The following is a 23,571-nucleotide window of genomic DNA, read 5'->3' as shown; positions in this document are numbered from 1 at the left end:
TCGCCGGCAGCCTGAGCCACATCGTTTCTGGAGTTCATCATGACGTATGTCGTGACCGACAATTGCATCCGCTGCAAATACACCGACTGTGTCGAAGTCTGCCCCGTCGACTGTTTTTACGAGGGCGAGAATTTTCTCGTCATCCATCCCGACGAATGTATCGATTGCGGCGTCTGCGAACCGGAATGTCCCGCGGAAGCCATCAAGCCCGATACCGAGCCCGGTCTGGACAAGTGGCTGAAACTCAATGCGGAATATGCCGGCATCTGGCCGAACATCACCGTCAAGCGCGATGCCATGCCCGAAGCCAAGGAGATGGACGGCGTCGAAGGCAAGCTGGAGAAGTTCTTCTCCCCGAACCCCGGTTCAGGCGACTGACCCGGGCACGATTTCGCAAGGCCGCGGCAACGCCCAAAGCGAATCAAAACAGAATCAATTGAGGGGCTTGTGCGCGTGTCAGCGGTAACACAGGCAAAGCAAATTATTGATTTCCTCATATTTTTATGCTAGGGTCGCAACACTGATCCACATTGCGGCATTTCGTGTGCCCAAAACCATCACGAAAGCAACGAATAACCCCTAACGCGGTCTCTGCGACAACATACAGCGAGTTTGGCTGTCGGGTCTCATGATCGCGATGATGGGTTTCTTTTTGCGCGCGCGTTTGGACGGACCAGAAATGGAGTCACCCGACGGTGTCCCCGTCTCATCCGGGCCTGACTGACCCGGCCCCGGCGAACATGCCGGGTGCGTTATAGGGAGTTTTTAGAACGCATGACGACCCAGCAGAAAAAATCTTCAGCGCGCCACGGCTTCAAGACCGGTGAGGCGATCGTTTATCCCGCCCACGGGGTTGGCACGATCAGCGCCATCGAGGAGCAGGAAGTTGCGGGCATGAAGCTCGAACTTTTCGTGATCGATTTCGAAAAGGACAAGATGCGCCTCAAGGTGCCGGTCGCCAAGGCCGTCAGCATCGGCATGCGCAAGCTGTCCGAGACCGATTTCGTCGAACGTGCGTTGAAGGTCGTCCAGGGCAAGGCCCGCGTCAAGCGCACCATGTGGTCGCGCCGCGCCCAGGAATACGATGCCAAGATCAATTCCGGCGATCTGATCGCCATTGCGGAAGTGGTTCGCGATCTCTACCGGGCGGAAAACCAGCCCGAGCAGTCCTACTCCGAGCGCCAGTTGTATGAAGCTGCGCTCGACCGTATGGCCCGCGAGATCGCCGCCGTCAACAAGATGTCGGAAACCGAAGCGGTCCGTCTCGTCGAGACGCACCTCGCCAAGGGGCCGAAGCGCGGAAAGACGATCGAGGAAGACGATTCCCAGGACGAAGCGGCCTAAAATAGGCTTCCCTTCGGTTTTTTAAAGACCCGGCCTTCGAGCCGGGTTTTTTTATTGGAACTTTTTTGGCGCCCGCGACGTTTCATCATCGCGACTAGCCCTGTTGGCCATCGAAACGAGGCCCTGCGGCCAACCGTGCGGGTCGCTGGGCGGTCTACCGATGTGTCAGGCATCCTCACCGTTCACCTCTGGTGGCTTTCATGGAGAAATCGCATGAAGAGTATGTCTGCAGACCGGCGTATGATCAAAATCGCCATGGCGGCCCCCTATCTTGCCCGCGACGAGGAACACGACCTTGCCGTCCGCTGGAAGGAAAGCTCAGACCAGAATGCGCGCAACCAGATTGCCATGGCGCATATGCGGCTTGTCGTTTCCATGGCGGGGAAATTCCGCCATTTCGGCCTGTCCATGAGCGATCTGGTGCAGGAAGGTTATGTCGGGCTTCTGGAAGCCGCCGCCCGCTTCGAGCCGGAGCGCGATGTTCGTTTCTCGACCTATGCCTCCTGGTGGATCCGCGCCTCGATGCAGGATTATATCCTGCGCAACTGGTCGATCGTGCGCGGCGGCACCAGTTCTGCCCAGAAGGCGCTGTTCTTCAATCTTCGGCGCCTGCGCGCCAAGCTTGCCCGCGGCGACAGCCAGTTGACGGCCCAGGCCATCCACGAAGAAATCGCCGCCGCCCTCGGCGTCAGCCTCGCCGACGTCCAGACCATGGATGCCCGCCTCTCCGCCAACGACACCTCCCTTCAGATGCCGACGATTTCCGGCGATGCCGATAGCGGCGAGCGGCTCGACATGCTGGCCTGCGACGATCCGCTGCCGGATGAGCAGGTTTCGATCATGATCGATACGGAGCGGCGGCTGACCTGGCTCAATGCGGCGCTTGGCCATCTCAACGAGCGGGAAATGCGCATCATCCGGGCGCGACGGCTTGCCGACGACGGGGCGACGCTGGAAGAACTCGGCGCCGATCTCGGCATCTCCAAGGAGCGGGTGCGCCAGATCGAAAGCCGGGCGCTACAGAAGCTCAAGCAGGCGCTGGTAAGCGCCGATCCCGGCATGGCCGCTTACGCCTGAGGCGCAATCGAGACTGCCCGGCGGTTTTGCATGAAAACCACAGGGCATTCCTTACTTCGGTGAAGAAGCGGAATTGCTCCTGCTGGTCGGCTTATTCCGATATGATCTTGACCTTGTCGCCACGCGATAGCGAGGCGCCTGTCGGCAGCGCATTGATCATCTTGAACAGATCGAGCTTGCGGTCCGTGCCCATCATGCGCGCGGCAATCGAGGGAATGGTGTCGCCGTCCCGCACGGTAAGAACACGTACCCGCAACGGCTTCAGCGATGCGGTTTCCTGCGGCGTCATGCGCCGGAAGGTGGTGCGCAGGACGTTGGCGGTCGGTTCGAGCGACGGGCTGCCTTTCGGCACGGCCGTCAGGAAACGGAAGATCTGCTTGTCGATGCGAATGACCGTCACGTCGAAATCCCAGCGTTCGGCCTGGGCGCGTGCCGTGGCGGCCTCCAGGCCGTTGACGGTAGTGGTGCGGATCGTATCCGGCAGCAGGCCGGTGACCCAGCCGCTGGAGATATAGTTCGTCAGGCTGCGCTGCTGTTCGTCCGCCACGCCGTCGAAACGGATGGCGATATCGCCGGGGCCGGTCGCCAGCACGGCTTCCACCTTGTTGTCGATCTGGAAACCGGCAGGCACGTCGAAACGGATGCCGAGGCTGCCGTGCAGGAACGTCTGGCCGCGGACATAACCTTCCTGCGGGCTGTCGCCGTAGAGCAGGCCGTCGATGCCAGCGAGATAATAATCCCGGCCGCGGTCGCCGCTCTGGCCTTCCGGGCCGAAATTGCGGGCATGACGGCGGGCGAGGTCGATGCGTTGCGCCGAGTTCGGGTGGCTGGACAGGAAGTCCAGGCTCTGGTCGGCATCGGGATCCACCGACATGAAGCGGCTGTAGGCGGCCATGGAATCGAGGAAACGGGCGGCGGCATACGGATCGTAGCCGGCTTCGCCGAGCATGCGCACGCCGATCACGTCGGCCTGAAGTTCCTGGTTTCGCGAGAAGGCCGCAAGCCTGAGCTTGCCGCGTGCCAAAGCCTGCTTGCCGGCGAGATCGCTGGAGAGCACTTCCGCCACCACCCGGCTCGCAATGACTTCCGCCTCTTCGCGCTTCTGGCGCTCGATGCCGTGATTGGCGGTGACGTGCGCCATTTCATGCGACAGCACGGCGGCGACCTCGGAGGCGTCGTTGGCGAGCGCCAGCAGGCCACGGGTGACGTAGAGATAGCCGCCCGGCAGCGCGAAGGCGTTGATCGCCGGCGAATTCAGGATGGTGATGCGGTAGGATTGCGCCGGGTTTTCCGAAACGGCGGTCAACGCGCCGGTGATGCGGGCGACCAGCCTTTCGGTCTTCTCGTCATGATATTCGCCGCCGTAGCTGGCGACGATGCGCGGATGTTCGCGGGCGCCCATCTGGGCGCGCGGATCGTTCTTCTGCACCTCGTCGACGATCTGCGGATTGTTGGATGGCGCGACGGTCGGCTCATAGACCTGCTCCGTCAGAGATTGACAGCTCGAAAGCGCCACGGCCGCCGCAAGCAGGACGACGGCAACGCGCGGCCATGATGAATTCTGCTTGAAAGCATCGGTCTGTCTGGGAGCTGCTGCGCGCGTCGTCATTATCGTCAGGGTCGTTTCCACTCGTGTCTCGGCCGCGGGCAGGTCAACATTGAAGCTGGTGTCATCGGGGTAGAAAGCCCCGATTCACAACCTGTCCGTCCAGTCAAGCCAATGGTCTGCTCTAGCTGATTTCGACGGGGGTTGCATAGCGAGACGTGCTTTAATTATGGCGGCGTTGTATTTTAGCAAGCATCATTTCGCAGAGCATATAACGTGTCCCGTTCCTGCCATGTCATCTGGGGGCGACCAAATTGTGGCAAAGACTTCACCTTATGGTCAACAGAAGGTTAAGATCCGAGGAAATCAAGCACTTCCGGGATGTTGCGATGCGCCAGGAATGCGTCGACCGGTGCGCTGAGAGCAATCCTGCCCTGTGAAACGAACAGGGCATGATCGGCAAGGCGGCGGACTTCGGCGGGATCGTGGGTGACGAGCAGCACGGTGTTGCCGGTGTCGTCATGCAGCGCCTGCAGCAGCGCCGCCATGGACTGGCGCAGGCTGGGATCGAGGGCTGCGAAGGGTTCGTCGAGCAGCAGGACCGGGCGATTGCGGACAAGGGCGCGGGCGAAGGCTGCCCGCTGCCGCTCGCCGCCCGACAGGGACGGCGGCAGCCGTTTTTCGAAGCCGGCGAGCCCGACCCGGGCGAGTGCCGCCGAAATGCGGTCGCGATCGGCTGAAGACAGCGCGAAGCGCGGGCTGATGCCAAGGCCGATATTGGTAAACAGGTCGAGATGCGAAAACAGGTTGTTGTCCTGGAAGACCAGCGACACCGGCCGTTCGCTGGGGTGAAGGGCGGTGACGTCCTGACCGGCGAGTAGGACCCGCCCGCGATCCGGTGTCTCGAAACCGGCGAGAAGGTTCAATAGCGTGGTCTTGCCGGAACCGGACGGGCCGGTGACGGCGATGATTTTGCCGGCGGGCAAAGCCATGTCGAAATCGAAATCCTGCGTACCCAGCCGCAACCGCACGCCGTCGAGAGCGATGCCGGCGCCGTTTTCACCGGTTTTGACGTCACCGCTCATCGCGTTCCTCCGGAATTTTCAGGCCGGCCGTACCGGCGATGGTCAGGCCGAGGCAGATGAGGCCGAGCAGCAGGGCAAGGCCATCGGCATCGGTGGTGCGGTAGCTGCCGAGCCGGCTGTAGAGCAGCCAGGGCAAGGTCGTCAGCCCGTCGGCGCCGAACAGGGCGACGGCGCCGAGGTCGCCGAGCGACAGGGCCATGGCGAAGGAGAGCGCCATCAGCAGCGGTTTTTTCAGGCCCGGCCAGTCGATGAGCCGCAGTCTCGTCCATCCTGCCAGTCCCAGGCTCGCGGACAGGCGGGCGGTACGGATGCGGTGGGCGGCCATGGCGGGCGCGACGATGCGGATGACGAAGGGCAGGGACATCAGCGTGTTGATACCGAGCACGAGGACGGGTGCGAGCATGCTCGTATCGCCGCCCGGAAGCAGCAGCAGGAACCAGCCGGTCGCCAGCACGACGGGCGGCACCAGCAGCACCAGCGAAGAGGTGCCGCCGAGCGTGGCCGAAAACAGCCGGGCGATGCGGGCGGGGTTCCTTTTGGCCGCGATCGCCTCGCGCGCCTGCGTGATCGCCATGGCGAGAGAGACCGACAGCAGGCCGGCACCGAGAGCGATCGACAGGCTGGTGAGGGCTGCGCGCCAAAAAATCGTTTCGCCAAGCAGCTTGGGCAGGTCGGCCCTGGCGCCGGCAAGGGCGACGGCGGCAAGCGGCAAGCCGAGGAACAGCACCGCGAGCGAGAGCACGGTGACGTCCCACAGGCGTGCGGCGATCTTCCGGCCATCCAGCCGGCGCACGGGTTTTCCGGCGGCAATGCCGCGGTCTTCCGGGGCGGGAAACAGGGTGAGGAAACCGAGGATGCCGGCGGTGACGACGATCTGCATCAGCGCTAGCGAGACGGCGCGCTGCGGTGCGAAATCGAAACGCAGCGACTGGTAGATCGCCACTTCCAGCGTCGTGGCCGCCGGTCCGCCGCCGAGGATCAGCACCAGCGTGAAACTGGTGGCGCAGAGCATGAAGATCAATCCGGCAATGCCGGGCACCAGCCGGCGAAGGGCCGGCCATTCGATGAAACGAAAGACGGAAAGGCCCGGCATGCCGAGATTGCCGGAAACCAGCCAGTATTCCGCCGGGATGCGCTCCAGTCCGATCAGCATCAGCCGGCAGGCAAGCGGCAGGTTGAAGAACACATGGGCAAGCAGGATGCCTGCAAGTCCATAGATGTGGATCGGCTCCTGCAGGCCAAGCCAGGCGAGCGTGTCGTTGACGATGCCGCGCCGCCCCCAGATCGCCAGCAGGCCGAGCGCGCCGATCAGTACCGGCAATCCCATCGGCACCGCCATCAGCCGGATGATCCAGATGCGGCCGAAAAACCGCCGCTGCCTCGCCAGTGCCAAGGCGACGGGCATGGCGAGAGCCACGGAGAGAAGCGTGGACAACAAGGCTTGCAGCAGCGTGAAGCGCAGAATGCGCAACGTGTAGGGATCGGCAAGCGCGCTCATCGAGGATGAAGAGGCGCCGGCGAATGTCAGCAGCGCAAAAACCGCCAGGCCGACGAACAGCAGAATGCCGGCGAGGCTGAAAACCCCGCCGGCAAGAGCCCTGCGTCGTTCGGCCGGCGTCATCACGATCAGTTGGCGCTCATGGCGGCGAGCCACTCGTCGATCCAAGCCGCGCGGTTCCTGGCCACCTCTTCAGGCGACATCAGGAAGGTCTTCTGCGGAACGACCAGCTTGCCGAAGGCATCCGGCAGCGGCTGCGACGTGGCCGAGACCGGCATCATCCAGTTGTTGGTCGGGATGGTGTCCTGGAAGCCGGGACCGATCATGAAGGAAAGGAAATCCCTGGCGAGTTGCTTGTCCTTGGCGTTTTTCAAGAGACCGGCAACCTCGATCTGGATGTAGTGGCCTTCGGAAAAGGCGGCCGCCTGGTAACGGTCGGTGCTTTCCGCGACCATGTGGTAGGCCGGCGAGGTGGTGTAGGAGAGCACCATCGGCGCCTCGCCCTTGGTGAACAGGCCGTAGGCCTCCGACCAGCCGGGCGTGACGGTGAGGACGCGGTTCTTGAGCTTGGCCCAGGCGTCCGGCGCCTTGTCGCCATAGACCGACCTGACCCAGAGCAGCAGGCCGAGGCCGGGGGTCGAGGTGCGCGGATCCTCGATGACGATCTTTTGCGACGGATCGCCCTCGACCAGTTCCTTCAGGCTCGCCGGCGGCGCCTTCAGCACCTGCGTGTCGTAGACGACGGCGAAGTGGCCGTAATCGTAGGGAATGAAAACCGGATCCTTGAAGTCGCCGGGCACCTTGACGGCGGTCGTATCGATGCCATGGTCTTCGAAAAGGCCGGTGTCCTTGGCCTCGCTGACGAGGTTGGTGTCGAGGCCGAGCACCAGGTCGGCCTTGCTGCCTTCGCCCTCGAGCTTCAGCCGCGACAAAAGTGCCACGCCATCGGCGACGCCGACGAAATCGACGGTGCATGCGCAGGTCTTCTCGAAGGCTTCCTTGACCTTGGGGCCAGGACCCCATTCGGCGATGAAGCTCTCATAAGTGTAGATCGTCAACGTCTTGTCGGCGGCATTGGCTGCGCTGGAAAAAGCAAGCAACGCCCCGACGGCGAGTGCGGCTAGGGAAAACAGTGTCGAAGTCTTCTGGATCGGCATGACGCCCTCCTCTTCCAGGTTGATATTGGATGGGAAAAGTGGCGTCGCTTGAAGATCGCGCGTCTAATCCCTCCGCCGGTGTTAACCGGATCAGGTTCCGCGGGTTAGCGTTTGCACGCCTCTCAGCCAGATCTCCGTTGCCGGACATAAGGCACCCCGTTAGAGCGACAAGAGATGTAGCGGCGGAAAGGCCGCTTGGCAAGCATTCGATATGCCGAAAGCGGTCATGCCTCGCCGGCGCGTGGCAGGCGGACCGGCTTTAGCGACAGGGCGGCGATGAGGCCGATGGTGGCGATGCCGGCGGCGGTGAGGAACAGCGGCAGGAAGGCATGCGAATAGGTCTCGGCGATCGCCTGCCGCGTTTCGGCCGGCAGGGCGGCCAGCATCTTCGGCGTCAGTTGCTCGATATCGGCAACGCCGGGCACGATCTCGCCCAGGCGGGCGATGCCCGAGGCGACGACGGCGCCGTAGATCGAGATGGCGATGGCCGCGCCCGACATGCGCGTCAGCGTCACCGCGCCGGTTGCCGCGCCGATATCGCCTTTTGCGGCAGCATTCTGCACGCCGAGGATCGGAACCTGCTGGCCGAGGCCCACCCCGAACCCATGCAACAGCAGGATGGCGGAAATGACGACGATCGACGTGCCGGCATGGACCTGCGTGAACAGGCCGAGCGCCAGCAGGCACAACGAGGTGCTGGCGATCGAGAACGGCTTGTAGCGTCCGTAGGCGGCGATCAGCCGGCCGGCGGACAGCGAACCGCAGACGATGCCGCCGGTGAGCGCGATGAACAGCAGGCCGGCAGCGGTGGGCGACAGGCCGGTGGTCGTCTGCAGAAACAGCGCGTAATAGTTGACCAGCCCGATGCCGATGGCGCCGCTTGCCAGCGAGATGACCAGCAGCAGCGTGAAGGTCGGATTGCTAAACAGCGACAGCGGCACGACCGGTTCCGGCGCCCGGCGTTCCACCACCACCCAGGCGACGGCGCACAGAATGCCGGTGGCGACGATGGCGGCACTTTGCACCGAGACCAGCGAGCCGAACAGTTCGGCGCTGTCGGCCGCCAGCACGACGCTCGCCACGGCGGCGGCGAGCAGCAGCGCACCGGCGTAGTCGATTTTCGGCTGGCGCGCCGGGCGGCGGTAGGGCAGCAGGAACATCAGGCCGGTAAGCACCAGCAGGCCGATCGGCACGTTGACCAGGAAGATAGAGCGCCAGCCGAAAAAGTCGCTCATCGTGCCGCCGAGCGTCGGGCCGATGGCGCCCGACGCCATCAGCATCAGGCTGGAATAGCTCTGGTATTTGGCGCGTTCGCGCGGTGCGAAAAGATCGGCGTTGATCGAGAAGATTGACACCATCAGTCCGCCGCCGCCTAGCCCCTGCAGCACGCGGGCGGCGATCAGCGTGTTCATCGATACCGCCAGACCGCAGACCATCGAGCCGACGACGAAGATGACGACAGCGGCGATCATCACATATTTGCGGCCGAACAGGTCGCCGAGCTTGCCATAGAGCGGCATCACGGCGCTGGAGGCGAGCAGGTAGGACGAGCCGACCCAGCCGAACCTTTCCATCTGGCCGAACTCGCCGACGATGGTCGGCAGGGCGGTGGAAACGATCTGGTTGTCGAGCGTTGCCATGAAAAGGGCCGTCATCAGCAGCGAGAAGACCAGCAGGCGGCGCCGGTTGTCGGTGACAAGCGGCAGAGGGGTGGGTTGCATATCCATAAAAAAGGTCCGGTGACGTTGAGCAATTTATGTGCTTTCAGCATATAATTGTCAACAGCATGTTTTTGTCGCCGGCATATTTCCATTCCGCGGCGGTTTTGCTATGGGAAATCATGGACGACAGCACGATGACCGAATCCGGTACGCAAGAAAAACCCGAAGCGCTCGGCGTCGAGCGCATCGGCCAGGCCATGTCGCGTATGCGCATCATGATCGGCCGGCGTGTCGTCGGGCGCGTCGCGCTGCAGAACGTGGCGCCGGATCTGGATATTTCGCATATCGACGTGCTCGACGTCATCAAGCGGGCGGAGCGGGACAGCGAGGTAACGGTCGGCACGATTGCCGAGCGCATGCGCATCGATCCCTCGCGCGCCAGCCGCGTGGTTGCCGACATGGTCGAGCGGGGCGTGTTGCGCCGCGAGGCGTCTCAGGCGGATGCGCGGCGCATCGTCGTCGTCCTGACCCCGCTCGGGCTGAAGCTCCTTGAAGAAATTCGTGCGGTAAAACTGGCGGCGATCGCCGAAATCGTCGCCGACTGGCCGCAGGCCGATATCGAGAGCTTTTCGCGGCTGTTCGAGACGTTCATCGGTGGTTTCGAGGCGCTGTATGTCCAGCGCGAGAAGAAGCTCCAGGACGGCGGTTCGTCGGCCTGATCGTGGCCGCCTTTCCTTCTCCCCGTCAGGGAAAAGGAGGCAGGCGGCACGCGCGCAATCAGCTCTTGCTGAAGACGTAATCCGTTTCCTGTTTCAGCGTCTGGCCGGGCCGCAGGATGGCGTTCGGGAAATCGGCGTGGTTGACGGCGTCCGGCCAGACCTGCGTTTCCATGCAGAAGCCGGCGAAGGCGCCGTAGCGGCGGCCTTCCAGGCCGGGCACCGGTACGTCGAGCTTGAAGCCGGCATAGAACTGGACGCCGGGTTCAGTGGTCCGCACCTCCATGGAAACGCCGGAATTGATGCTGCGGGCCAGCGCGATGCTGCGTTTTGCCATGCGCTGGCGCGACAGGCAGAAATTATGGTCGAACAGCACCTGCTCGCCGTTTTCGAACCGCTTCATCGGCCCCATTTCGCGGAAATCGAAAGGGGTGCCGGCGACAGGGCGAAGCTCGCCGGTCGGGATCTGCGCTTCGGTGGTCGGCAGGTAGTGATCGGCGGCGATCATCAGGTCATGGTCGAGGGCGTTTTCGCGGCCGTCGAGGTTGAAGTAGGAATGCTGGCACAGGTTGACCGGCGTTGGCGCATCCGTGCTTGCCTCGTAGGTCACCGAAAGAACCCCGTCGCCATGCAGGTGATAGGTGGCGGTGATGTCGCAGTTGCCGGGATAACCGGCACGGCCGGCCTGGTCGACGATGCGCAGGACGACACTGTCGGCAGCCTGGTCGACGATCGTCCAGTTCTGCTTGGCGATGTTGCCGGTGCCGCCATGCAGGTGGTTGATGCCCTTTTCGTTGCGATCGAGCTGGATTTGCTCACCGTCGAGCACGAAGTGGCCGCCGTCGATGCGGTTGGCGCAGCGGCCGGGCGTGGCGCCGAAATAGGAGGAATATTGCGGATAGCTGGCAAAATCGTCGAAGCCGAGCACCAGCGGCGGCGCATGGCCATCGAGGCGCAAGTCCTGGATGACCGAACCCCAGGTCATCACCTTCGCCGTCAGCCCGCCGCCCCTGATCGTCACCCGGTAAACGGGCTCGCCGGCCGCCGTCGTTCCGAAAACTTCGCTTTGAAAACCTGTATCCGCCATATCCGCGTCGCCTGCCATGTGCTTGAGAAATTCGAGTGCAAAATGCTGCAGTTTTCGGCAAACCGCAATTAGTAATATTTTTGCCGCGTTCAGCGGGAGAGGGCGCGTGTCGCCTGTTCCAGACCGCCGAGCGTCAGCGGATACATCTGTCCGGCAAACAGGTGCCGTACGATACCGATCGACGAGGTATATCCCCAATAATCCTCACGGACGGGATTGAGCCAGATCGATCTGCGGAAGTGTCCGGTCAGGCGCGACAGCCAGACTTCGCCGCTCTCCTTGTTCCAGTGCTCGACCGAACCGCCGGCATGGGTGATCTCATAGGGACTCATGGCCGCATCGCCGACAAAGACGGCGTGATGGTCCGGTCCGAAGGTGCGGATGATGTCTTCGGTCGGCGTTACGTCGACGCGTCGGCGGCGATTGTCCTTCCACACGCCTTCATAGGGACAATTGTGGAAATAAAAATAATCCATGTGCCGGAATTCGGCGCGGGCAGCGGAAAACAGCTCCTCGACGATACGGATGTGATCGTCCATCGAGCCGCCGACATCGAAGAACATCAGAAGCTTGACGGCGTTGCGGCGTTCCGGCCGGGTCTGCACATCGAGATAGCCGTGTTCGGCGGTGGCGCGGATCGTGCCGCCGAGGTCGAGTTCGTCGGCAGCACCGGCGCGCACCCAGCGGCGCAGGCGTTTCAGCGCTACCTTGATGTTGCGGGTGCCGAGCTCGACTGTGTCGTCGAAATTGCGGAACTCGCGGCGATCCCAGACCTTGGCGGCGCGGCGGTGGCGCGATTCGTCCTGGCCGATGCGCACGCCTTCGGGATTATAGCCATAGGCACCGAAGGGCGAGGTGCCGGCGGTGCCGATCCATTTCGAGCCGCCCTGGTGCCGGCCCTTCTGCTCCGCCAACCGCTGCTGGAGCGTTTCCATCAGCTTGTCGAAGCCGCCGAGGCCTTCGACAAGCTTCTTTTCCTCGTCCGTCAGGTATTTTTCGGCAAGCTTGCGCAGCCAATCTTCCGGAATGGCGGCGTCCTCGACGGCCCCGCCGCCGGCGACGGCTTCCAGTCCCTTGAAGCGGCTGGCGAAGACCTGGTCGAAACGGTCGATGAACCGCTCGTCCTTCACCAGCGCGGCGCGCGCCAGGAAGTAGAATGCCTCGATGTCGAAATCCGCCAGCCCTTCCCGCATGCCTTCCAGCAGCAGCAAAAATTCCCGCAATGTCACGGGAATTTTTGCGGCCTTGAGCTCGAGGAAGAAAGGAATGAACATCGGGGCCTAGAAATTGCGCTGGTAGACCAGGAAGGGCGTCTTCTCCGCCAGCCTATCATAGAGGCGCCGGGCGGTGGCATTGAATTCCTGCGTCATCCAGTAGACTTCCTTCGAGCCCCGGCTGGTCGCCTTTTCATAAACCGCCTCGATCAGCGCCCGGCCGATGCCGGTGCCGCGCACATCCGGGTCGGCATAGAGGTCCTGCAGGTAGCAGATGTCGTCGATATGCCAGCAGGAGCGATGGAAGAGATAGTGCGCCAGGCCCACCGGCCTGCCGTCGAGCACGGCGATCAGCCCGTTATATTCATTGGGCTGGCCGCTGAGCAGCCGGACGAAGGTGGAGCGATAGATCTCTTCCGGCAGGACTGTTTCGTAGAAGGCGAGGTAGGCCGTCCAGAGCCGGCGCCAGTCCGGCTCGTCCTCGGCACGCAAGGGTCTGATCTCGAGGCTGCCGCTCATGGTTTTTTTCCTCCCGCGCCGATTTCCGACAATTCGTAGGGTGTCGTCTGGTAGATCTCGTTGATCCAGTTGCCGAAGAAAAGATGCGCATGGCTGCGCCAGCGGTTCAAGGGCGGCAGGTCCGGATCGTTGTGCGGAAAATAGTCGTGCGGCATCTTGATCGGCACGCCGGCATTGATGTCGCGGAAATATTCGTCCGCCAGTGAGGTCGAATCATATTCGACATGGTTGAACATGTAGAGCCGCTTGCCCGCCTTCTCGTGCAGCAGGCAGACGCCCATCTCCTTCGATTCCATCAGGATTTCCAGGCCTTCCGCCTTTTCGATGTCGGCGCGGCGCACTTCGGTCCAGCGTGATACAGGCACGCCGAAATCGTCGGAAAAACCGTTGAGATAGACGGAGGACGGTTTCAGGTTGAGGTGGCGATAGACGCCAAACGCCTTTTCCTTCAGTTCGTGTTTCGGCACGCCGTGGAAATGATAGACCGCGGCCATCGCCCCCCAGCAGACATTGAGCGTCGAATGGACATTGGTCGCGGTCCAGTCGAAGATCTGCTGCATCTCGTTCCAGTAGGTCACCTGTTCGTAGGCCAGCGTCTCCACCGGCGCGCCGGTGATGATGAAGCCGTCGAACTTGCGGTGCTTCACCTCCTCCCACGTCTCGTAGAAGGCGAGCAAATGGTCTTCCGAGGTGTTTTTCGCCTTGTGGCCGCCGATGCGCACCAGGGACAGTTCGACCTGCAGCGGGGTGGCGCCGATCAGGCGCGCCATCTGGATTTCCGTCTTGATCTTGTTCGGCATGAGGTTCAGGAGCCCGATCTGCAGCGGCCGGATGTCCTGGCGCCCGGCCAGGGTCTCGGTCATCACCCGCACGCCCTCGTTCACGAGGGTTTCGTAGGCGGGCAAGGTATCGGGGATCTTGATAGGCATGTGCTGTCACTCGTCCAAAACGAAAAACCGGCGGCATGAAAAACTGCTATCGGTCCGTGACGCACGGCCCTTTAGCAAGTTGTTTAACGTGGCTGCAAGCCGGCCGGCCAAATCACCACAGGTCTCTAGATAATCCCGGAGTGATGAAGAATCAATCTCCCTGAGCGAATCCTATGCGATGGCTCAATCCCGCCGCGCCATGAAGGCCAGCCGTTCGAACAGGTGCACGTCCTGCTCGTTCTTCAGCAGGGCGCCGTGCAGGCGGGGAAGGGCATTCTTCGCATCCGCCCGGAGGTCGGCGGGATCGATGTCGTCGGCAACCAGCAGGCGGATCCAGTCGAGCGCTTCCGAGGTCGAGGGTTTCTTCTTCAGGCCCTGCATGTCGCGGATCTCGAAGAACTGCGTCAGCGCCGCTTTCAGCAGGGTCTGCCGGATACCGGGGTAATGCACCTCGACGATGCGGGCGAGCGTATGGGCATCCGGAAAGCGGATGTAGTGGAAGAAACAGCGGCGCAGGAAGGCATCCGGCAGTTCCTTTTCGTTGTTGGAGGTGATGATGACGATCGGCCGGTGGCGGGCGCCGATGGTCTCGCCGGTTTCGTAGACGTGGAATTCCATGCGGTCGAGTTCCTGCAGCAGGTCGTTGGGGAACTCGATGTCGGCCTTGTCGATCTCGTCGATCAAAAGCACGCATTTCCTGTCCGTTTCGAAGGCCTGCCACAGCTTGCCGCGGCGGATGTAGTTCTTGACGTCGTTGACGCGCTCGTCGCCGAGCTGGCTGTCGCGCAGCCGCGAGACGGCGTCGTATTCATACAGTCCCTGCTGCGCCTTGGTGGTCGACTTGACGTTCCACTCGATGATGTCGAGGCCGAGTGCGGCGGCGATCTGGCGGGCGAGTTCGGTCTTGCCGGTGCCGGGCTCACCTTTCACCAGCAGCGGCCGCTCGAGGCGGATGGCGGCGTTGACGGCGATCATGAGATCCTTGTCGGCGATATAATCGGCGGTACCCTGAAACTGCATCGGTATTTGACTTTTCCTTAGCGAAGACCGGCGCAAACTAGGGAGCCCGGACGGCAAGCGCAAGGGTGGCCGTGGCTCTTGCCGGCGGCAGCGCGTCAAACTGTCGTTCGACAAGTGCCGGGTGCATGCTTATGTGAAGATCGGACATTCCGCAGCAGAAGGTTTCCATGGCCCAGGTCGAACCTGCCGTGTCGGCTCCCGCCGATGATGTCGCCGAACCGGCGATCGGTTTTTTTGCGCAGGTTGCGATGATGTTGCGGGCTCTGTGGGGCGCCAGGGTCCGCAACCTGCTGCTGCTTCTGGCGGCGATCATGCTGGCGATCATCCTCGCGACGGCCTATGTGCAGGTCCTGCTCAACCGCTGGAACGTGCCCTTCTACGATGCCCTGCAGCGGCGCGACCTCGACGCCTTCCTCATGCAGTTGCAGCAGTTCGCCATCATCGCCAGCCTGCTCCTGCTGCTCAACGTGGCGCAGACCTGGTTCAACCAGCTCGTCGGCCTGAAGATGCGCGACGGTCTGACCCGTGACCTCGTCGACCAGTGGCTGAAACCGAAACGGGCGCTTCGCCTGTCGACCATGGGCATTCTCGGCGTCAATCCCGACCAGCGGCTGCACGAGGATGCCAGCCACCTCTCCGAAATGACCACCAGCCTGACGATCGGTCTGGTGCAGGCGACCATCATGCTGGCGAGCTTCGTCGGTGTCCTGTGGGAACTGTCGAGCGGTTTCGTCTTCACCTATCGCGGCGACAGTTTTTCGATACCCGGCTACATGGTCTGGGCGGCGATCGTCTATGCGGCGTCGGCCTCGCTGCTCAGCGCCGTCGTCGGCCGCAAGCTGGTGACGCTCAACGCCAACCGCTATTCGAAGGAAGCGGAACTGCGCTCCTCGCTGATGCGCACCAACGAAAACCTCACGGCGATCGCGGTGCTGAAAGGCGAGGGGGCCGAGCGCAAGCGCATCGATCTCGACATCGCCGCCGTTCTCGCGACCATGTGGCGGCTGGCGCTGGCACTGACCAACCTGCGCTGGGTGTCGGCCGGTTACGGCTGGCTGACGGTGATCGCGCCGATCCTGATTGCCGCCCCGGTCTATTTTGCCGGCGGGCTGACCTTTGGCGGGCTGATGATGGCGGTGGGCGCCTTCAACCAGGTCTATGCGTCGTTGCGCTGGTATGTCGACAATTTCGGTGCCATCGCCGATTGGAAGGCGACACTGATGCGTGTCGCCAATTTCCGCTACGCGCTCTTGCAGATGGACAACGAGACGGCGACGGAGGGCGACATCCGGTTCGAGCAGAGTGTCGATGACAGCCTGTCCCTGCGCGATATCAGCATTTCCAGTGAAAAGGGTGGAGACCCCTCGGAGGCCGGTTTCCGGCTGCAGGAAGGCGAACTGGTGGTGCGTCCGAACGACCGGGTGATGATCAACGGCGACCAGAGCGTCAACCGCCACCTGCTGTTCCGGGCACTGGCCGGCTGGTGGTCATGGGGCACAGGAACGATTGCCGCGCCGGCGGAAGGCGATATCCTGTTCCTGCCGCAGGTCGGCTACCTGCCTTATGGCACGCTGCGCGAGGCGGTGTCGTTTCCGCAGGATGCCGGCACCTATTCCGACGAGGCGATCAAGGCGGCGCTCGACCGTGTCGGCCTTAGCCATTTCCGGGAGATGCTCGATACCCGCTTGCGCTGGGACAAGGTGCTGGACCATGACGGCCGTACGGCGCTTGGCGTCGCGACGGTGTTGCTGCGGCCGCCGCGCTGGCTGGTGATGGAGGATACGCTCGAAGGACTGGAGCCTGCGGCAGCCGACCACCTGGCCGGCGTGCTCGCCGGTCTGTCGCAGACGGCGTTGGTCTATATCGGCCGCTCGGAAAGTTTCCTCGAGGAAACCAGGCCGCGCATCTTCCATCTCGAAGCCCTGCCGTCATCGCTGGCGCTGCCGGGCTGAGGCGGAGGCGATGCGGCGGGATCAGCCTTCCAGCTCTTCCCGCAGCATTTCGAGTTCCAGCCACTCCTCTTCCATCTTTATCAGGCTGTCGCGCAGTTTTTCCATTTCAGCGGCAAGCTTGTTGAAGGTGGCGGGGTCCTTGGAGAAGAGATTGGGGTCGGCCATCTTTTCCTCGCGCCTGGCGATCTCGGCTTCCGCCTTGGCCATGTCCTTCGGCAGGTTTTCCAGCGCGAATTTCTGCTTGTAGGACAGCTTGCCCTTGGCTTTCGGGCTTTCGGCAGTCGCCGTTTCCGTCGTCTTCGCCTTTTCCGCCTTCTCGGCCTTGCGCTTCTCGTCGAGTGCGCCCTTGCGCTGCGCCAGCATGTCGGAGTAGCCACCGGCATATTCGATCCAGCGGCCGTCCGGGTCCTCCGGATTGGCCGGCGCGATCGTAGAGGTCACGGTGCGGTCGAGGAAATCGCGGTCGTGGCTGACGAGGATGACGGTGCCGGGAAAGCCGGCGACGATCTCCTGCAGCAGGTCGAGCGTCTCGATATCGAGGTCGTTGGTCGGTTCGTCGAGGATCAGAAGGTTTGCCGGCCGCGACAGGATGCGGGCCAGCATCAGCCGCGCCCGCTCGCCGCCGGAGAGGCTGAGGATCGGCGTGCGCGCCTGTTCCGGCTGGAAGAGGAATTCCTTCATGTAGCCGGTGACATGTCGCTGCTCGCCATTGACCAGCAGGTTTTCGCCGCGCCCATCCGTCAGGTAGTTGGCCAGCGTGTCGTTGAGGTCGAGATCTTCGCGCTTCTGGTCGAGGGTGGCGATTTCGAGATTGGTGCCGAGCTTGATCGTGCCGGAATCGGGTTCCAGCTGGCCGGTGAGCATTTTCAGCAATGTCGTCTTGCCGGCGCCGTTCGGGCCGACGAGGCCGATGCAATCGCCGCGGTGGACGCGGATGGAGAAGGGCGCGACGATGGTGCGTTCGCCGTAAGCCTTGGTGATCTTGTCCGCTTCTATGACCAGCTTGCCGGATTCGCGCGCATCGGAGACGGTGGCCTGCACCGTTCCCTGCGGTCCCTTGTGGCCACGATAGGTGGCGCGCATGGTCTGCAGCTCGCCGAGCCGGCGCATGTTGCGCTTGCGTCTCGCGGTGACGCCGTAACGCAGCCAGTGCTCCTCGCGCTCGATCGCCTTGCCGAGCTTGTGCTGTTCGAGCTCTTCGGCTTCCAGAACCTGGTCGCGCCAGGCCTCGAAATGCGCAAAGCCGCGGTCGAGGCGGCGCGAGGTGCCGCGATCGAGCCAGACGGTCGCCGTCGAGACCTTTTCGAGGAAACGCCGGTCGTGCGAGATCAGGATGAGGCTGGACCTGGTTTTCTGCAGTTCGCCTTCCAGCCATTCGATGGTCGGCAGGTCGAGATGGTTGGTCGGCTCGTCGAGCAGCAGGATATCCGGCTCGGGCGCCATGACGCGTGCCAGCGCCGCACGGCGGGCTTCGCCGCCGGAAAGGCTCTGCGGCGCCTCGCTGCCGGTGAGGCCCAGATGTTCGAGCAGATACGCCACCCGGTAAGGATCGTCGCTGGGGCCAAGACCGGCCTCGGCATAGGCCTGAACGGTGTCGTAGCCGTCGAAATCCGGTGCCTGGTGCAGGTAGCGCACGGTGGCCGAGGGATGGCGGAAGACTTCGCCGGACTGCGCTTCGACCAGGCCGGCGGCGATCTTCATCAGGGTCGATTTGCCCGAGCCGTTGCGGCCGACGAGGCAGATGCGGTCGCCGGGTTCGAGCTGCAGGTTCGCGCCGTCGAGCAGCGGCGCGCCGCCGAAGCTGAGACGGATATCGTCGAGTTTGAGAATAGGAGGCGCCAAGGGTCAGGCTCCGCTGAAATCGAAGGGACGGGCAAGGATCAGGGCCTTGCCGGCGTGAAGGGTAAAGGTCACCGGACCGTTCGCGACGTTGGATATGGTTCGTGACGAGCCGAAGGGCAAATGGAAGCGCTCCAGCGGATACCGAACGTTTTCAAGCGACAATCCATCGAGTTCGGTAAAGCCGAGCACGGAAAACAGCGAGCCGGCCGGCAGGTCGAGCGTCTTTTCGCCGGGCAGCAGCGGCACGGCTTCCTCGTCGCCCGAGGTCAGGAGCACGTCCTTGCCGGTTTGCGCCAGGCCGATGGCGGAAAGATAATGCTGCAGCGCGTGGTCGCTGCGGTCGCCGCCAAGCGCCCCGGCCAGGATGATGCGGCCGGCGCCGCGCTCCAGCGCCTCGGAAACGGCGATCTCGCCGTCGGTCTCGGTCTTGGCGGCCGGGTAGGGCTGGCGCGGCACGTTCGGCCAGGTGTCGAGAAGCTGCTGCGAGGTCGAATCGAAATCGCCGACCCAGAGTTCGGGCTCGACGCCGAGGGCCGCCGCATGCCGCATGCCGCCGTCGGCGGCAATGAAGCGGGCACCGGAGAGAGCCGTCTTCAGCCGATCGTTCGGCGTCAGCGCGCCACCGAGCAGGATCGCAAATGTTTCATGGTTCATGGGCACTGCCCATAACGCAAAGTGGCATCAAAGGGAAAGGCTTTCCCGCGATGGCGGGACGCAGTCACGGCCATGTTGTTTCACGAACGACGAAATTGCGGCCAAGGGCAGCCACAAGGCCGATTTTTAATTTCGATGTGTCTGGGAGAAATTGGAGCGGGCGAAGGGATTCGAACCCTCGACCCCAACCTTGGCAAGGTTGTGCTCTACCACTGAGCTACACCCGCTCATCATTCCATCGGTCTGTGGTAGTTAGCTGGACCGTGGGTCGCTCGTTGCCGGCGACGGGCGCTATATCGCCCAAACGATTTTCAAATGCAACAGGGAAATGACGATTTCTTCGAGAAAAATTTCGGCCAGCGGATTTTGGGCGGCAAAAGGCCTGGAAATGCTGGGTTTTGATTGGACATCAACGATTGCAAAAGCGGTCCGCGGATCGTATCAGAGGCGGCCGGGCCTCCGGCGCATCGATTTCGACCCATGGGAATGGACATGACAGAGACGGCACCAAAGACGCGCGACGAGCTTTTCCGGTTTCTCGACGAACTGGGCATAAAGCATGCCACCAAGGATCACCCCCCGGTCTATACCGTTGCCGAATCGGTGTCGTTGCGGGACGAAATTCCCGGCGGCCACACCAAGAACCTGTTCGTCAAGGACAAGAAGGACCAGTTCTTCCTGCTGACCGTCGAGGAAAATGCCGCCGTCGACCTGAAGACGGTGCATACGCTGATCGGCGGCGCCAGCAAGGTTTCGTTCGGCAAGCCGGAAAAGCTGATGGAATATCTGGGTGTGCAGCCCGGCTCCGTCACGGCCTTCGGCGCCATCAACGATACCGGCCACAACGTCACCTTCGTGCTCGATGCGGACCTGATGGAACACGACATCATCAACTGCCATCCGCTGTCCAACGATGCCACGACATCGATTGCGCGCGACGATCTGATCCGCTTTATGGAAGCGACGGGCCACAGGCCGCTTGTCTTGAAAGTCACGGCCTGACATACGATTTAAGCCGGCAGGCGATGACCAGTGAAAACGGCCGGACAGGCCGATGATGGCGGGAGAGATTTGATGAGCGGCGTGAACAACAATCCTTATGGCGGTTCCTTCGGCAGCCAGATGTCGGCGTCCGTCGATCTCGGCGGCGCGCCGGCGGCGGGCGGCCACATCAAGGACACTACGACGGCTGCCTTCTCCAAGGACGTGCTGGAAGAATCGCGTCGCCAGCCGGTTCTCGTCGATTTCTGGGCGCCCTGGTGCGGCCCGTGCAAGCAACTGACGCCGGTGCTGGAAAAGGTGGTCGACGAGGCGCGCGGCCGCGTCAAGCTGGTCAAGCTGAACATCGACGATCATCCGTCCATTCCCGGCCAGCTCGGCATCCAGTCGATTCCGGCGGTGATCGCCTTCGTCAACGGCCGTCCGGTAGACGGTTTCATGGGCACGGTGCCGGACAGCCAGATCCGCCAGTTCATCGATCGCATCGCCGGACCCGCCGCTGACGATCCGGCCGTCGAGATCGCCGCCGTGCTCGACGAGGCCGACGGCCTTGCCGCCGCCGGTGATTTCGAGGCGGCCTCCCAGCTTTACGGTGCCGTGCTGCAGGCCGATGGTGAAAACGTCCGGGCGCTGGCCGGCCTCGCCGAAAGCCTGATTGCCGGCGGCGAGCACGGACAGGCGCGCGAATTGGTCAGCAGCCTGCCCGAGGACATCGCCAAGGATGCGGCGATCCAGGCGGTGGTGAAAAAGCTCGACCAGATCGAGGAAGCGCGCAAGCTCGGCGATCCCGTCGCCATCGAGCACGAGCTGGCACTCAATCCGGAACATCACGAAGCACGAATGAAGCTTGCCAAGATCCTCAACGTCGAAGGCAAGCGCGACGAGGCGGCAGACCATCTGCTGTTCATCATGCGCCGCGACCGCGCTTTCGACGACGATGGCGCCCGCCGCCAGTTGCTGCAGTTCTTCGATGTCTGGGGCGTAAAAGATCCGGCGACGATTGCGGCGCGGCGCAAGCTCTCCTCGATCCTGTTTTCGTAAAACATCTTGTGTTTTCCGGCGAACGCACCAAATTAAGGTGCGGACGCCGGATCACGGACGAAGGAGCCGGCATAAAAACAGACGGGACGTGCTCTGATGCAAGCGGGAAACGCCAGATATCTGAAACAGGGTGATCTGCCGGAAACAATCCCGATCTTTCCGCTGTCCGGGGCGCTGCTGCTGCCGGGCGGACAGTTGCCGCTGAATGTCTTTGAGCCGCGCTACCTGATGATGTTCGACGATGCGCTTGCCCACAACCGGCTGATCGGCATGGTGCAGCCGTCCTATTCCGAGCAGATCCATTCGGAATTCTGCCAGGTCGGCTGCCTCGGCCGCATTACCTCCATCGCCGAGACCGGCGACGGGCGCTATATCACCTCGCTTACCGGCATCTGCCGTTACCGGCTGATCGAGGAGGTGGCAAGCCACAAGCCCTACCGCACTTTCCGCATTGCGCCGTTCATCGCCGATCTCACCATGGCGAACGAGGACAGCAGCATCGACCGCCAGGCGCTTTTGGCGGCGTTCCGCGCCTATCTCGATGCCAACAAGCTGGAAGCCGACTGGGACAGCGTCGAGCGGGCAAGCAACATGACGCTGGTCAATTCGGTGTCGATGATGTCGCCCTTCGGGCCGGCGGAAAAGCAGGCGCTGCTCGAGGCGCCCGACCTGAAGACACGAGCGGAAACACTGATCGCCATCACCGAAATCGTCATCGCCGGCGGCGACGATTCCGACACGGTCCTGCAGTGATGGATGAAAAGCTCAGCAAGGTCGATCCGCGGCTCTTGGAACTGCTCGTCTGCCCGCTGACCAAGGGGCGCCTTTCCTTCGATCGCGACACGAACGAACTCGTTTCGGAGCGCGCCAGGCTCGCTTATCCTATCCGCGACGGGATCCCGATCATGCTGGTGTCGGAAGCCCGTCGGCTGGAGGATTGACCGCCGTTCAAATCGGCTGCCCCGCCAAAAGGCGCGGATTGTTTTTCGCCGTCAGTCCGGCCGCCTCGCCGATGAAATAATCCTTGAGTTTCGGCATGCGCTCCACTAGGCCGAGGCCGAAATCGCGCATCAGCCGCAGCGGGCCGATATCGTTGGAAAACAGCCGGTTGAGCACATCGGTGGTGACGCCCATGCGGAACGTGTCGAAGCGGCGCCAGGTCTGGTAGCGCTCCAGGATCGTCAGCGAGCCGATATCGAGGCCGAGGCGGTCGGCTTCGACGATGGTTTCCGCCAGTGCCGCCACATCCTTGAAGCCGAGATTGAGCCCTTGCCCGGAAATCGGGTGGATGCCATGGGCCGCGTCACCCGCAAGCGCAAAACGCGGCGCGACGAAATCGCGCGCCAGTGTCAGGCCGAGCGGGAAGGCGCGCCGGTCGCCGACGACGGCAAGGCGGCCGAGCTTGTGGCCAAAGCGGCGCTCCAGTTCTTCCTCGAAGACGAGATCGTCGGCGCGCACCAGGCGGTCGGCATCGGCGGTGCGTTCGGTCCAGACCAGCGAGGAGCGGTTGTTCTTCAACGGCAGGATGGCGAAGGGGCCGGCGGGCAGGAAATGTTCTTCGGCGCAGCCGTCATGCGGCCGTTCGTGCTCGACCGTGGTGACGATGCCGGACTGGCCGTAGTCCCAGCGCACCGTCTTGATACCGGCCATGTCGCGCAGTTTCGAGCGCACGCCGTCGCAGGCGACCAGCAGGCGCGCCTGCAAGGGCGAGCCGTCCGCCAGGGTGACGTCGACATGGGTGCTGCCGGCCGAGAAACCGGATGCCGTCGTGCGGTGGCGGATCGTTACGCCGAGACGTTCGCAGGCCTGGCGCAGGGCGCCGACGAGGGCGAGGTTGGGGATCATGTGGGCAAAGGGTTTGCCCTCCGTCACCTCGCCGGCAAAGGTCAGGAACACCGGGCGCACGGGATCGCCGGTGCGCGAATCGGTGACGACCATGCGGGTGATCGGCTGGGCTTCGGGTTCGATATCCTGCCAGACGCCGAGGATGCCGAGCAGTTGCGAGGCGGCGGCGATGATCGCCGAGGCGCGGCCGTCGTTGCGCCAGGCGTCTTCGGGTGCGGCCTCCAGCACCTCGACGGCAAGGTGCGGGGCGGCCTGCTTGACGGCAACCGCAAGCGAAAGGCCGACATAACCGCCACCCACCACCAGCATATCGATCATTGTCCGCTCCCTAGTTGCTTGAGTATCCGAAGGCCCGACTATAGAGGATGTGTCGGTCCCTTCCTAC

At 62.9% G+C, this 23,571-nt stretch carries 22 protein-coding genes, 1 tRNA gene and 2 riboswitches; of the genes, 9 read left to right on the top strand and 14 right to left on the bottom strand.

Features of this window, described 5'->3' with window-relative positions:
* The first annotated feature begins 39 nt into the window (after positions 1 to 39).
* From fdxA to DEM27_RS17345, 3 genes are all read left to right on the top strand, one after another.
* A complete protein-coding gene (gene fdxA, locus DEM27_RS17355) occupies positions 40 to 378 on the top strand; it encodes a ferredoxin FdxA (RefSeq protein ID WP_109459499.1) in 339 nt (112 codons plus the stop codon).
* Between the two features lie 396 nt (positions 379 to 774).
* On the top strand, positions 775 to 1,344 hold the full coding sequence (locus DEM27_RS17350) for a CarD family transcriptional regulator (protein ID WP_109459498.1): 570 nt from the start codon (positions 775 to 777) through the stop codon (positions 1,342 to 1,344).
* 213 nt (positions 1,345 to 1,557) lie between these two features.
* The gene (locus DEM27_RS17345; RefSeq protein WP_109459497.1) at positions 1,558 to 2,421 is read left to right on the top strand and encodes an RNA polymerase factor sigma-32; all 864 of its coding nucleotides are present in this window, start codon (positions 1,558 to 1,560) and stop codon (positions 2,419 to 2,421) included.
* Positions 2,422 to 2,512: 91 nt separating this feature from the next.
* On the opposite strand, the gene DEM27_RS17340 is transcribed toward DEM27_RS17345, so the two are convergent.
* The 5 genes from DEM27_RS17340 to DEM27_RS17320 form a co-directional block, all read right to left on the bottom strand.
* Positions 2,513 to 4,030 carry a M48 family metalloprotease gene (locus tag DEM27_RS17340; RefSeq protein ID WP_109459496.1) on the bottom strand — a complete coding sequence of 506 codons (1,518 nt, stop codon included), beginning with the start codon at positions 4,028 to 4,030 and terminating at the stop codon, positions 2,513 to 2,515.
* 287 nt (positions 4,031 to 4,317) lie between these two features.
* Positions 4,318 to 5,052 (bottom strand): thiamine ABC transporter ATP-binding protein, encoded by a 735-nt coding sequence (locus DEM27_RS17335; protein WP_109459495.1) that lies wholly within the window; start codon positions 5,050 to 5,052, stop codon positions 4,318 to 4,320.
* Positions 5,042 to 6,676: a thiamine/thiamine pyrophosphate ABC transporter permease ThiP gene (gene thiP / locus DEM27_RS17330; RefSeq protein ID WP_205908912.1), complete on the bottom strand. Its 1,635-nt coding sequence runs from the start codon at positions 6,674 to 6,676 to the stop codon at positions 5,042 to 5,044. Before thiP ends, DEM27_RS17335 begins: the two co-directional genes overlap by 11 nt.
* Positions 6,677 to 6,678: 2 nt before the next feature.
* Positions 6,679 to 7,707: a thiamine ABC transporter substrate binding subunit gene (thiB, locus tag DEM27_RS17325; protein WP_109459494.1), complete on the bottom strand. Its 1,029-nt coding sequence runs from the start codon at positions 7,705 to 7,707 to the stop codon at positions 6,679 to 6,681.
* Between the two features lie 50 nt (positions 7,708 to 7,757).
* Positions 7,758 to 7,876: riboswitch (TPP riboswitch) on the bottom strand.
* Positions 7,877 to 7,931: 55 nt separating this feature from the next.
* Entirely contained in the window at positions 7,932 to 9,434 is a 1,503-nt protein-coding gene (locus tag DEM27_RS17320) for an MDR family MFS transporter (protein WP_109459493.1), read from the bottom strand.
* 113 nt (positions 9,435 to 9,547) lie between these two features.
* Here DEM27_RS17320 and DEM27_RS17315 point away from each other — a divergent pair, with 113 nt between their 5' ends.
* Positions 9,548 to 10,087, top strand: a complete 540-nt coding sequence (locus DEM27_RS17315) for a MarR family winged helix-turn-helix transcriptional regulator (RefSeq protein WP_109459568.1) — start codon at positions 9,548 to 9,550, stop codon at positions 10,085 to 10,087.
* A 58-nt stretch (positions 10,088 to 10,145) separates the two neighbouring features.
* Here the strand turns inward: DEM27_RS17315 and DEM27_RS17310 are convergent, their stop codons facing one another.
* From DEM27_RS17310 to DEM27_RS17290, 5 genes are all read right to left on the bottom strand, one after another.
* Entirely contained in the window at positions 10,146 to 11,171 is a 1,026-nt protein-coding gene (locus DEM27_RS17310; RefSeq protein ID WP_109459567.1) for an aldose epimerase family protein, read from the bottom strand.
* An 89-nt stretch (positions 11,172 to 11,260) separates the two neighbouring features.
* Positions 11,261 to 12,445, bottom strand: a complete 1,185-nt coding sequence (locus DEM27_RS17305) for a vWA domain-containing protein (RefSeq protein ID WP_109459492.1) — start codon at positions 12,443 to 12,445, stop codon at positions 11,261 to 11,263.
* Positions 12,446 to 12,451: 6 nt separating this feature from the next.
* Positions 12,452 to 12,904 (bottom strand): GNAT family N-acetyltransferase, encoded by a 453-nt coding sequence (locus DEM27_RS17300; RefSeq protein WP_109459491.1) that lies wholly within the window; start codon positions 12,902 to 12,904, stop codon positions 12,452 to 12,454.
* A complete protein-coding gene (gene metA, locus DEM27_RS17295; protein WP_109459490.1) occupies positions 12,901 to 13,833 on the bottom strand; it encodes a homoserine O-acetyltransferase MetA in 933 nt (310 codons plus the stop codon). Before metA ends, DEM27_RS17300 begins: the two co-directional genes overlap by 4 nt.
* 51 nt (positions 13,834 to 13,884) lie before the next feature.
* A riboswitch (SAM riboswitch) is annotated at positions 13,885 to 13,962 on the bottom strand.
* Positions 13,963 to 14,016: 54 nt separating this feature from the next.
* Complete coding sequence (locus DEM27_RS17290; RefSeq protein WP_109459489.1) at positions 14,017 to 14,853, bottom strand: AAA family ATPase; 837 nt, start codon at positions 14,851 to 14,853, stop codon at positions 14,017 to 14,019.
* Positions 14,854 to 15,020: 167 nt separating this feature from the next.
* Here DEM27_RS17290 and DEM27_RS17285 point away from each other — a divergent pair, with 167 nt between their 5' ends.
* Positions 15,021 to 16,805, top strand: a complete 1,785-nt coding sequence (locus DEM27_RS17285; protein WP_109459488.1) for an ABC transporter ATP-binding protein/permease — start codon at positions 15,021 to 15,023, stop codon at positions 16,803 to 16,805.
* Positions 16,806 to 16,826: 21 nt separating this feature from the next.
* Here the strand turns inward: DEM27_RS17285 and DEM27_RS17280 are convergent, their stop codons facing one another.
* The 3 genes from DEM27_RS17280 to DEM27_RS17270 form a co-directional block, all read right to left on the bottom strand.
* The gene (locus tag DEM27_RS17280) at positions 16,827 to 18,647 is read right to left on the bottom strand and encodes an ABC-F family ATP-binding cassette domain-containing protein (RefSeq protein WP_109459487.1); all 1,821 of its coding nucleotides are present in this window, start codon (positions 18,645 to 18,647) and stop codon (positions 16,827 to 16,829) included.
* Between the two features lie 3 nt (positions 18,648 to 18,650).
* The gene (locus DEM27_RS17275; protein ID WP_109459486.1) at positions 18,651 to 19,301 is read right to left on the bottom strand and encodes a thiamine diphosphokinase; all 651 of its coding nucleotides are present in this window, start codon (positions 19,299 to 19,301) and stop codon (positions 18,651 to 18,653) included.
* Positions 19,302 to 19,453: 152 nt separating this feature from the next.
* Positions 19,454 to 19,528: transfer RNA gene (locus DEM27_RS17270), tRNA-Gly, on the bottom strand.
* Between the two features lie 265 nt (positions 19,529 to 19,793).
* Here DEM27_RS17270 and DEM27_RS17265 point away from each other — a divergent pair.
* From DEM27_RS17265 to DEM27_RS17250, 4 genes are all read left to right on the top strand, one after another.
* Positions 19,794 to 20,303: a prolyl-tRNA synthetase associated domain-containing protein gene (locus tag DEM27_RS17265; protein ID WP_109459566.1), complete on the top strand. Its 510-nt coding sequence runs from the start codon at positions 19,794 to 19,796 to the stop codon at positions 20,301 to 20,303.
* Positions 20,304 to 20,375: 72 nt separating this feature from the next.
* Positions 20,376 to 21,341 (top strand): thioredoxin, encoded by a 966-nt coding sequence (gene trxA / locus DEM27_RS17260; RefSeq protein WP_109459485.1) that lies wholly within the window; start codon positions 20,376 to 20,378, stop codon positions 21,339 to 21,341.
* 96 nt (positions 21,342 to 21,437) lie between these two features.
* Positions 21,438 to 22,094, top strand: a complete 657-nt coding sequence (locus DEM27_RS17255) for an LON peptidase substrate-binding domain-containing protein (protein WP_109459484.1) — start codon at positions 21,438 to 21,440, stop codon at positions 22,092 to 22,094.
* Positions 22,094 to 22,282 carry a Trm112 family protein gene (locus DEM27_RS17250; RefSeq protein WP_109459483.1) on the top strand — a complete coding sequence of 63 codons (189 nt, stop codon included), beginning with the start codon at positions 22,094 to 22,096 and terminating at the stop codon, positions 22,280 to 22,282. Before DEM27_RS17255 ends, DEM27_RS17250 begins: the two co-directional genes overlap by 1 nt.
* 7 nt (positions 22,283 to 22,289) lie before the next feature.
* On the opposite strand, the gene DEM27_RS17245 is transcribed toward DEM27_RS17250, so the two are convergent.
* Entirely contained in the window at positions 22,290 to 23,504 is a 1,215-nt protein-coding gene (locus DEM27_RS17245; protein WP_109459482.1) for a ubiquinone biosynthesis hydroxylase, read from the bottom strand.
* Positions 23,505 to 23,571 lie beyond the last annotated feature (67 nt).

This window comes from Rhizobium album (assembly GCF_003122325.1).
GTDB lineage: Bacteria > Pseudomonadota > Alphaproteobacteria > Rhizobiales > Rhizobiaceae > Metarhizobium > Metarhizobium album.
The sequence above is the reverse complement of the archived record's forward strand: the minus strand, read 5'-3'. Positions and strand labels throughout refer to the sequence as shown.